This is a genomic window from Nocardioides jensenii JCM 1364 = NBRC 14755 (assembly GCF_001552535.1).
In the GTDB taxonomy this organism is placed as follows: domain Bacteria; phylum Actinomycetota; class Actinomycetes; order Propionibacteriales; family Nocardioidaceae; genus Nocardioides; species Nocardioides jensenii.
The window spans coordinates 1-8,665 of record NZ_BCRJ01000026.1 but is presented as its reverse complement, the minus strand read 5'-3'; the positions used below and the strand labels follow the sequence as shown (position 1 = coordinate 8,665).

Genomic DNA, 8,665 nt, shown 5'->3' with positions numbered 1-8,665 from the left:
GAGCACCGGCAACACCGGCTCCAGCACCCCGAGCACCCCCACCTCACAGAACCCCGACGCCCCGTCGCCGCAGACCCCCGGATCGCCGCCCGCGAGCGACCCGGCGAAGACGATGAAGACGCTCGAGGAGACGCTCACCCAGGGCGGGAAGCTGCTCGACAAGACCGTGAAGGACCCGGTCGGAACCGTCACCACGACGCTGACCCACGCCCAGGCCACCACCCAGTGCCTGACCTCCGGAATCAGCCGACTCGACGTGCTCGGTCTCGCTGCCTGCGTCACGAACCTGCTCAAGCCCTGACCCGTTCCAGGCCCAGAGCCTGCTGCTCGACCCCGAAACCAGCCGAACCCCCAAGGAGAACCCGCAATGGGACGCATGCCCGACCACGTCATGCAACATGAGCTGAGCCTCGTCTGGCAGAACGTCTTCACCTGGGCGAGCTGGGCCATCGTCCTGGTCATGGTCGTCATCGCCGTGCGCATGTGGGTGGCACAGCGGACGCCCTTCTACCTGATCGCCTGCGCGGCCGCCTGCGTGGCGGCCACGGCGGAGCCGTTGTACGACGTGGCGTTCGACCTGTGGTTCTACGACGTGCATGACGGCAAGGCGGGGGCGATGTACTCCCACTTCACCGCGTTCGGTGTCGTCCAACCGAACTGGTCGCACAGCGGATACGTCATCCTCTACGCCAGCGCGTGCCTCTACGCGGGCCAGCGTCTCTACCGGGGCACGCTCGGACGGAAGGGGATCTTCGCCATCTGGGCTGCTGAGATCACCGCGTCCGTCGTCTTCGAGACGATCGGCACGGCCACCGACGTCTACACCTACTACGGCCCGTACGAGTTGCGGATCGTCAACTACCCCTTGGTCATCGGCGTGCTCGAAGGCACCCAGGTGGTCCTGTTCACCGTGCTCGCCGTGCACCTGTGGCGTCGCGTCGAGACGGCGTGGGGCCTGCTCGGCCTCTTCGTGGTCTTCCCCGTGACGTTCTTCGGAGCCAACTTCGGCCTGGGCTCGCCGCTCATCGTCGCGCTGCACCTCGAGGATGCCCACTTCTCCAGCGGCATGGTCTGGGGTGCGACCTTCCTGACCATGGCCATGTGCGCGATCGCGGTGAACGGAGCCAGCAAGTTCCTGCCGTCACCGATCGCGGTCTCCGAGCCGGAAACGTCCGCTCCCGAAGCGTCGCTGGCCCAGTCGTGACCCCGGTCGGCTGACCGAGTCAGGCCTCGACGGTCACCAGCGGAGCCTCCACCACCCCTGCCGACTCCAGTGCTTCGAGGAGGACGAGGTGGCCGAACGCCCGGCACCCCGACGTGAACCCACTCACGGCTGCACCGTGGTCGATCAGTGACCGGGCGGCCCGGGTGTGGAGGATGGCCGTCTCGTCGTACGGGCAGGTGCCGACGAGCAGCACGTGGGTGCGGCCGGCGTACCCCTGGGCGTAGACCGAGTCGATGGTCGGGTCGACCGGCTGACCCAGGGCGAGCGCACTGCGCCCTTCGGCGACTGTGGGCCCGGCGCACGAGGTGAGGCTCGCCAGCTTGGAGCGCTCCGAGGCACCACCGTAGGTGCGGAGCTCGGTGACCCGCTCGTCGTCCTCGAACCACGTGGCGTGCGGGGACTCGTCGAACCTGATCGCCATGCCGGGCTCCGGGTGACCGGGCAGGCGCACGTTGAGCACTCGGTCGAGGGGCCAGCTGAGGGAGTCCGCGGGGTCGAGTCCGTGATGCTCCACCAGGCGCTGAAGTTGCGCGGCCGACGAGGAGGCCGACATGTTGCGCCACAGGACGAGCACGTCCAGCGACTCCGCCCCCGGCGTGTCCAGAGCCAGGTTGGCGGCGATCTCGCTGGTGGCGAAGGGTTGGGCCAGGCCGGGCGCGAGCAGGAGACCGGCGGCGTCGTACTTGTCGTGCCAGACCTCACGTGCCTTGACCAGCCAGTCGTTCTCGTCGGAGGTGTCGAGGTAGTGGCACGCTGCGAGCAGCGCCGCCTCCACGGCGTGGTGGCCCGAGACCGCGAACGGTCCGCTGGTGTTGTGGACGACCGTCGCGCCCGCGAACCGGCGGGCCAGCTGCTCGGCGGTGCCGGCCGCCGGCTCGATGATCTCGAAGGCGACGCCGGCTCGGGTGAGCTGGTCGGCCAGCTTCGTGCGCAGCGGTCCGGTGTGTCCGTACACCACGGAACGAGGAAGGGTCACAGCTGCTCCAACGACGATCGAGAGGGGAAGGGGATGTCGGTCTGGGCCAGTAGTCGCCGGGTCGGCAAGGAAAGAGTCCCTCATTCAGAGTGCGGCCTTGTCTTGACAGGCGTCAAGCAAAAACTGGCAACTGCCCTTGACAATCGTCAAGATTGGGTACGGACAGGGCAATATTGCACGGCTAGGATGGCGGGGTGACCGAAACGGTGGGAAAGAAACGGGCACCCGTACGCACCCGTGACGAGAAGTACGACGAACGACGGACCCAGCTGGCCGAGTCAGCGCTGACGACACTCGGCGAGCTCGGCTACGCCCGCACGTCGTTGCGCGAGATCGCCCAGCACTCGGAGTTCTCCCACGGAGTGGTGCACTACTACTTCAACAGCAAGGCCGACCTGATCGTCCACTGCGTCCGCTACTACAAGACGAAGTGCTCCCGGCGCTACGACGGCGTCATCGCCACCGCGGCCACCGGTGAGGAGTTGATCGAGGGCTTCGTCGACACCCTCGTCGAGACGCTCCGCAATGAAGCACCCATGCACCGGCTCTGGTACGACCTGCGCGGCCAGAGCATGTTCGAGCCCGAGTTCCGCGAGCAGGTCGCGATCATCGACGGTCTGCTGGAGGACATGATCTGGCGCATCGTCACGCGCTACTCCGAGCTCACCGGTGCCGTCCCTGCCTTCTCCCCGGGTACGACGTACGCCATGGTCGACGGCCTCTTCGTCAAGGCACTGCTGGAGCACGTGAACGGCACCGCGGACGCGCTCGAGAACCTGCGGGAGCAGGCCTTCGCGATCCTGCCGGCTCTCTTCCGCTCCTGAGCCCGCGGGCGCCGGGCGGCTACTCGACCACGCTCTCCAGCTCGTTGAGCCGGTCGACCGAGGCCTTCACGAGCGGGTCGACGCGGGACAGGACGTCCGGAACCTCGGAGAACGCGGCGACGGTGATGATCTCGTTGCCCACCAGCACGACCGTGTACGTCACCACCTGCGGGTAGCTCTGGCCCTTGTAGCTGTAGAAGCCCTTGCCGGTGAGGCTGGCCTGCTCGGTGGCGTCGACCTGGAGCGTGTCGTCGTACCTCAGGTCGACCTGCACGCGGCCGTTCTTGTCCCGAGTGCGGACCTTGGTGCACGCTGCCATCTGCTCGTCGATCTTGCCCCAGGTCAGGAGGGCGGCGTCGTCGGAATCGCCGGTCTGGTCGAACGAGGCGACCGAGGCGAAGATGCTGGTGTACCGCTGCTCCTTCGTCCTCCCCTGGAAGACGATCTCGCGGTAGCCGTCGGGACTGCCGAAGTCCTCGAGGTCGTCGATCCTGGACAGACAGTCGAATGAGTCGGTCTCCGGCGACTTCGCGGTCCGTTCCTTGAACTCGGGGCCGACCTCCGAGGCGGTGACCAGGACCTCGGCGAGCTCGGCGGCCTCCAGCGGCTCGTCGGGGTCGTAGGGCGGCAGCGCCGGATCGCCCATCGCCGCGCCGAGGTCCTTCGGCGGCTCGCTCTGGTCGCCGCAGGCGGTGAGGGTCAGCGTGGTCGTGGCAAGCAGCGCGACCAGTCTTCGCGTGGTCAGTCCCCGAGCAGTCATGGCCGGCAGGCTACCCACGACACGGCTCGGGCAATCCCGCCCGAGCGCACGTCCGCTCAGGCGTCCGCTCCGCCGAGAAGCTCGTTGAACTCCTCCCCGATCGGGTAGTCCTCCAGCACGCCGGCCGGCTCGGGTTGGTCGTCGCCGTCGAGAGCCGCCGACAGGCGATCGACCACCACGCCGACGACGTCTCGGTTGGCTTCGTCGATGTCGCTGGCCATGTCGAAGAACATCACCATCGAGACGACGTCCTTCATGCGCACGAGGGTGAACGAGAGTGACACCGGCAGGTCGACGCCGGAGAAGCTGGCCTTGCCGGCGGCGGCGACGTTGACCTGCTGATCGGCCCCGTCGGCCCAGGCCACGCGGTCGGAGTCGACGTCGAACTGCCAGCGGGTGTCCTCGTCCTGGGTGTCGACGGAATGGCACCCGTCGACGCGGTCGGCGAGCTCACCGACGAGCTTGCGCGCCTTGTCCTCGTTGCCGACGTCGACGACCACCTGGAAGACGCCGGGCGCACCCGGATCCACAGCGGCCTCGAGCTCGACCTCGATGTCGTCGTCATCGCCGTCCTCCGACTCGTCGGCGGCATCGTCCTTGAAGTCGAGCAGGCAGCCCCAGTCAGGGTCGCTGTCGTCGTCGTCCTTCTCCTCCTCGTCGTCGGCCGCGATCCGGAAGTCGGGCCCGAGGTCGTCGGCCACGAGCAGTGCCTTGTCGAAGTCCGGGTCCTCGGCGGAGTCGTCACCGCACGCTGCCAGACCCGTGGTCGCGAGGAGCAGGACGCCCATCAGGGCAAGGGATCGGATGCGCCGCCGAGTGTCGTTCACGTGTGGAAGGGTATCCCGCGTGAGCCTCCGCATTCATCGCGCCGAACGGACGGACCTGCTGGCGTCCGGCCTGGCCGGACTGCTGGTGGAACCGCTGCCCGACCCCTTCGCCCAGGAAGTGGTCGTGGTGCCGGCGCGTGGCGTCGAGCGCTGGTTGACCCAGCGACTCTCCCACCACCTCGGCGTCGGGCCACGTGGTGGCGACGGGGTCTGTGCGGGAGTGAGGTTCCTCAGCCCGCACTCCCTCGTGAGTCTCCTGCTGGGCCGCGAACGCGATGACCCGTGGGATCCCGACCGCCTCGTGTGGACCGTGCTCGAGGTGATCGACACAAGTCTCGATGAGCAGTGGTGCACCACGCTCGCCACGCACCTTGGCCACGGCGTCCCCGGTGCCGAGGGTGAGCTGCGGAGGAGTCGGCGCTACTCGGTGGCGCGACGGATCGCCGGTCTGTTCGCGTCGTACGCCGTCCAGCGTCCACGGCTGTTGACCGACTGGCGCACGGGCGATGACACCGACGGCTGTGGCGGCACGCTCGACGGTGACCTGTCGTGGCAGGCCGAGCTGTGGCGTCGCGTCGTGGCCGCGAGGGACCTCGCGCCACCCGACGTACGACATGACCAGACGTTGGCCACCCTGCGCGCCGGTGGCGACGGGCTCGAGCTGCCGGCCCGGCTCTCGTTGTTCGGCCACACCCGCCTGCCGCGCACCGAGGCCGAGTTGCTCGGCGCCCTGGGCGAGCTGCGCGACGTGCACCTGTGGCTGCCGCAGCCCTCGACGACACTGTGGGACGACCTGGCCGAGATCTCGGCGGCCGGGCCCGTGGCGCGGACCGAGGACCACTCGGCCGAGCTGGTGCACGATCCCCTCCTCGCCTCCCTCGGCCGTGACTCGCGCGAGCTCCAGCGCACGCTTGCGCTCGTGCCGGCCGTCGACGAACCCTCGTCCGGCTCGGTGACCCGGAGCGACTCGATCCTGGGCCGGCTCCAGGCCGGCCTGCGCAGCAACGCGCTGCCGGATCCCGTGCCGGGCCTGGCCGACACCACCGTGCAGGTGCACGCGTGCCACGGCCCGTCACGCCAGGTCGACGTGCTCCGTGAGGTTCTGGTCGGACTGCTCGCCGACGACCCGACGCTCGAGCCGCGCGACATCCTGGTGATGTGTCCTGACATCGAGACCTACGCGCCGCTGATCCAGGCCGGCTTCGGCCTGGGCGAGGTGGCCGGCGGTCAGGGCCACCCCGCGCACCGGCTCCGGGTGCGCCTGGCCGACCGTTCCCTGGCCAGCACGAACCCGCTGCTCGCCGTGGCCGCCCGGCTGGTCGAGATCGCCGGCGGTCGGGTCGCTGCCACCGAGGTGCTCGACCTGCTCGCCAGCCCACCGGTGCGGCACCGCTTCGCCGTCGATGACGACGACCTCGACCAGGTGGCACGCTGGGTCGAGGCCTCCGGCATCCGCTGGGGCATGGACGCCGCCGCGCGGGCCGACTACGCCCTCGAACGCTTCGGCCAGAACACCTGGCGGGCCGGCCTCGACCGGGTGCTCCTCGGTGTCGCGATGGCCGAGGGCGAGCACACCTGGCTCGGCGCGGCCCTGCCGGTCGACGACGTCTCCTCGGGCGACATCGACCTGGTCGGCAGGTTCGCCGAGTACGTCGACCGCCTCGAGGCCGTCTTCTCCGCGATGGCGGCGGCCAGCACCGTCGACGACTGGGTCGGTGCCCTCGGCGACGGCGTCCTGGCGCTGACGGAGGTGGAGCGCGACGACGCCTGGCAGGTGGCGCAGTTCGAGCGCGAGCTGGCGATGATCCGTGATGCCGTCGGCGACGGCGACAACACCCAGCTGCGACTGGCCGATGTGCGCAACCTGCTCGCCCATCGGCTCTCCGGGCGACCCACCCGGGCGAACTTCCGCACCGGCACGCTGACCGTCTGCACGATGGTGCCGATGCGTTCGGTGCCGCACCGCGTGGTCTGCCTGGTCGGTCTCGACGACGGTGTCTTCCCACGCACCGGTCACGTGGACGGCGACGACGTGCTGGCCCGCAACCCACAGACCGGGGAGCGCGACGCCCGCAGCGAGGACAGGCAGCTGCTCCTTGACGCCGTGCTGGCCGCGACCGACCGGCTGGTGGTCACCTACACCGGCGCGAACGAGCAGACCGGCGCCGTCCGGCCGCCGGCGGTGCCGCTGGGCGAGCTGCTCGACGCGGTCTCACGGATCGCGCCGGACGCCGACCTGTGCGTGCACCACCCGCTGCAGCCCTTCGACCGACGCAACCTGGTGCTGCCCGGACTCACCGACCCGGAGCGCACCTTCACCTTCGACACGGCCGCCGAGGCCGGGGCCCGGGCCGCACTGGCTCCGCGGACCGCACCCGGGCCGCTCGTGCCGGAGCCGTTGGCGGCCCGGCCGACCGACAACGTGTCGTTGGCCGACCTCCAGCAGTTCTTCACGCACCCTGCGCGCTCCTTCCTGCGGCGCCGGCTCGACGTGGCCTCGCCGCTCGAGGCCGAGGAGACCCGCGACGCGATCCCGATCGAGCTCGACGGCCTGGAGAAGTGGGGCGTCGGCGACCGCCTGCTGGGCGACGTGCTCGACGGGCTCGACCCCGTCTCGAGCATGACCGCCGAGCAGCTGCGCGGTCTCCTCCCTCCCGCACAGCTCGGGCAGCGGACTCTCCGGGCGGTCGTGACGGACGTGCAGGCACTCGTGCAGAAGACCGACCAGCTTCGCCAGGGCAGCCCACGCAGCCTCGACGTCGACGTGGACCTCGGCGACGGGCGCCGGCTCACCGGCACCGTGCCCGGCGTGCGCGGCAACCGGATCCTCAGTGTCACCTACTCCTCCCTGCGCGCCCGGCAGCGGCTGATGTCGTGGATCAACCTGCTCGCACTCAGCGCGTCGCACCCCGACGAGCACTGGGTCGCCTCGGCGGTCGGCAAGGGCAAGGCGGGTCCGGCCCACGCGCTGGCCGGGCCGCTGGACCACCGCGCGGTCGATTGGCTGCGCGAGCTGGTCGACATCCACGACCGCGGTCTGCGCGAGCCGATCCCGTTGCCCCTGCGCACCGGTCTGGCCTACGCCGAGGCGAGCGTGCGTTCACGCATGGGCGACCCGAAGGACCCGGTCGAGATCGCCGACCGTGAGTGGAAGACCGACCGTGACCGTGCGTTCGTCGTACCCGGCGAGCACGACGACCCCGCCCACGTGAGGCTGTACGGCGAGCAGGCGCCGATCTCGGTGTTGACCGGCCCGCCGAGGGATGACGAGCGCTTCAACGACGAGCCGCACCGGTTGGGGCAGTTCGCGTGGCGGGTCTGGTCACCGTTGCTGACCGGGGCCGAGAAGGTGGGCCCGCTGTGAGCGAAGCGAGAGGCCGCGGCGGTCAGGGAGCCGAAGGCGGAGCGGAGGATGGCGGCCGAACTGCGAGCTCGCCATCCAGAGCTGTGAGCTCACCATCGGCAGGACACGAGGCTCTCGAGGCCTTCGACATCACTGACCCGCTGCCCACCGGAACCACTCTGCTCGAGGCCAGCGCGGGAACCGGCAAGACCTGGACGATCGGCGCCCTGGTCACCCGTTTCGTCGCCGAAGGCGAGGCCCGGCTCGACGAGATGCTGGTGGTCACCTTCGGACGCGCCGCCAGCCAGGAGCTGCGCGAACGCGTGCGCTGGCAGCTGGTCGAGGCCGAGCGCGCGCTGGCGACGCCCGACGCCCCGCGCGAGCCCAACGACCTGATCGACCTGCTGCTCACCGGCAGCGTCGACGAGGTCACCGTACGCCGACACCGGGTGCGTGAGGCCCTCGGATCGTTCGACGCGGCCACCATCGCGACCACCCACCAGTTCTGCCAGCTGGTGCTGCGCAGCCTCGGGGTGGCCGGCGACACCGACTCCAGTGCCCGGTTGGTCGAGGATCTCGACGACCTGCTGATCGAGGTGGTCGACGACCTCTACCTGCGCGGGTTCGCCGACGCCGAGGACGGCCCGCTGTTCAGCCGGGCCGAGGCCCTCGAGCTGGCCCGCGCCGCTGTCAACGACCCGCAGGCCCGG

At 70.1% G+C, this 8,665-nt stretch carries 7 protein-coding genes and 1 pseudogene; 5 read left to right on the top strand and 3 right to left on the bottom strand.

Going from position 1 to position 8,665, the window contains the following annotated elements; translation table 11 throughout:
* Together NJ4_RS25940 and NJ4_RS07655 are read left to right on the top strand one after the other, a co-directional pair.
* Positions 1-301 (top strand): annotated as a pseudogene (locus NJ4_RS25940) (hypothetical protein); the annotation flags it as partial.
* A gap of 66 nt (positions 302-367) precedes the next feature.
* Positions 368-1,204, top strand: a complete 837-nt coding sequence (locus NJ4_RS07655; protein WP_067432568.1) for a hypothetical protein — start codon at positions 368-370, stop codon at positions 1,202-1,204.
* Positions 1,205-1,223: 19 nt separating this feature from the next.
* Here NJ4_RS07655 and NJ4_RS07650 read toward each other — a convergent pair whose 3' ends face one another.
* The gene (locus NJ4_RS07650) at positions 1,224-2,201 is read right to left on the bottom strand and encodes a DUF5938 domain-containing protein (protein ID WP_157550907.1); all 978 of its coding nucleotides are present in this window, start codon (positions 2,199-2,201) and stop codon (positions 1,224-1,226) included.
* Positions 2,202-2,395: 194 nt separating this feature from the next.
* On the opposite strand from NJ4_RS07650, the gene NJ4_RS07645 reads away from it, so the two are divergent.
* Positions 2,396-3,025, top strand: a complete 630-nt coding sequence (locus tag NJ4_RS07645) for a TetR/AcrR family transcriptional regulator (protein WP_067432562.1) — start codon at positions 2,396-2,398, stop codon at positions 3,023-3,025.
* A 19-nt stretch (positions 3,026-3,044) separates the two neighbouring features.
* Here the strand turns inward: NJ4_RS07645 and NJ4_RS07640 are convergent, their stop codons facing one another.
* Entirely contained in the window at positions 3,045-3,785 is a 741-nt protein-coding gene (locus NJ4_RS07640; protein ID WP_067432559.1) for a hypothetical protein, read from the bottom strand.
* A gap of 56 nt (positions 3,786-3,841) precedes the next feature.
* Entirely contained in the window at positions 3,842-4,612 is a 771-nt protein-coding gene (locus tag NJ4_RS07635; RefSeq protein WP_067432555.1) for a hypothetical protein, read from the bottom strand.
* Between the two features lie 19 nt (positions 4,613-4,631).
* Here NJ4_RS07635 and recC point away from each other — a divergent pair, with 19 nt between their 5' ends.
* On the top strand, positions 4,632-7,976 hold the full coding sequence (gene recC, locus NJ4_RS07630; RefSeq protein WP_067432552.1) for an exodeoxyribonuclease V subunit gamma: 3,345 nt from the start codon (positions 4,632-4,634) through the stop codon (positions 7,974-7,976).
* Between the two features lie 83 nt (positions 7,977-8,059).
* A partial coding sequence (locus NJ4_RS07625) for a UvrD-helicase domain-containing protein (protein WP_157550904.1) occupies positions 8,060-8,665 on the top strand: 606 nt, incomplete at its 3' end.

Excerpts from the sequence above, each read along its gene's own strand:
- NJ4_RS07640 (WP_067432559.1), bottom strand. The coding sequence starts at position 3,785 with ATGACTGCTCGGGGACTGACCACGCGAAGACTGGTCGCGCTGCTTGCC.
- NJ4_RS07655 (WP_067432568.1), top strand. The coding sequence starts at position 368 with ATGGGACGCATGCCCGACCACGTCATGCAACATGAGCTGAGCCTCGTC.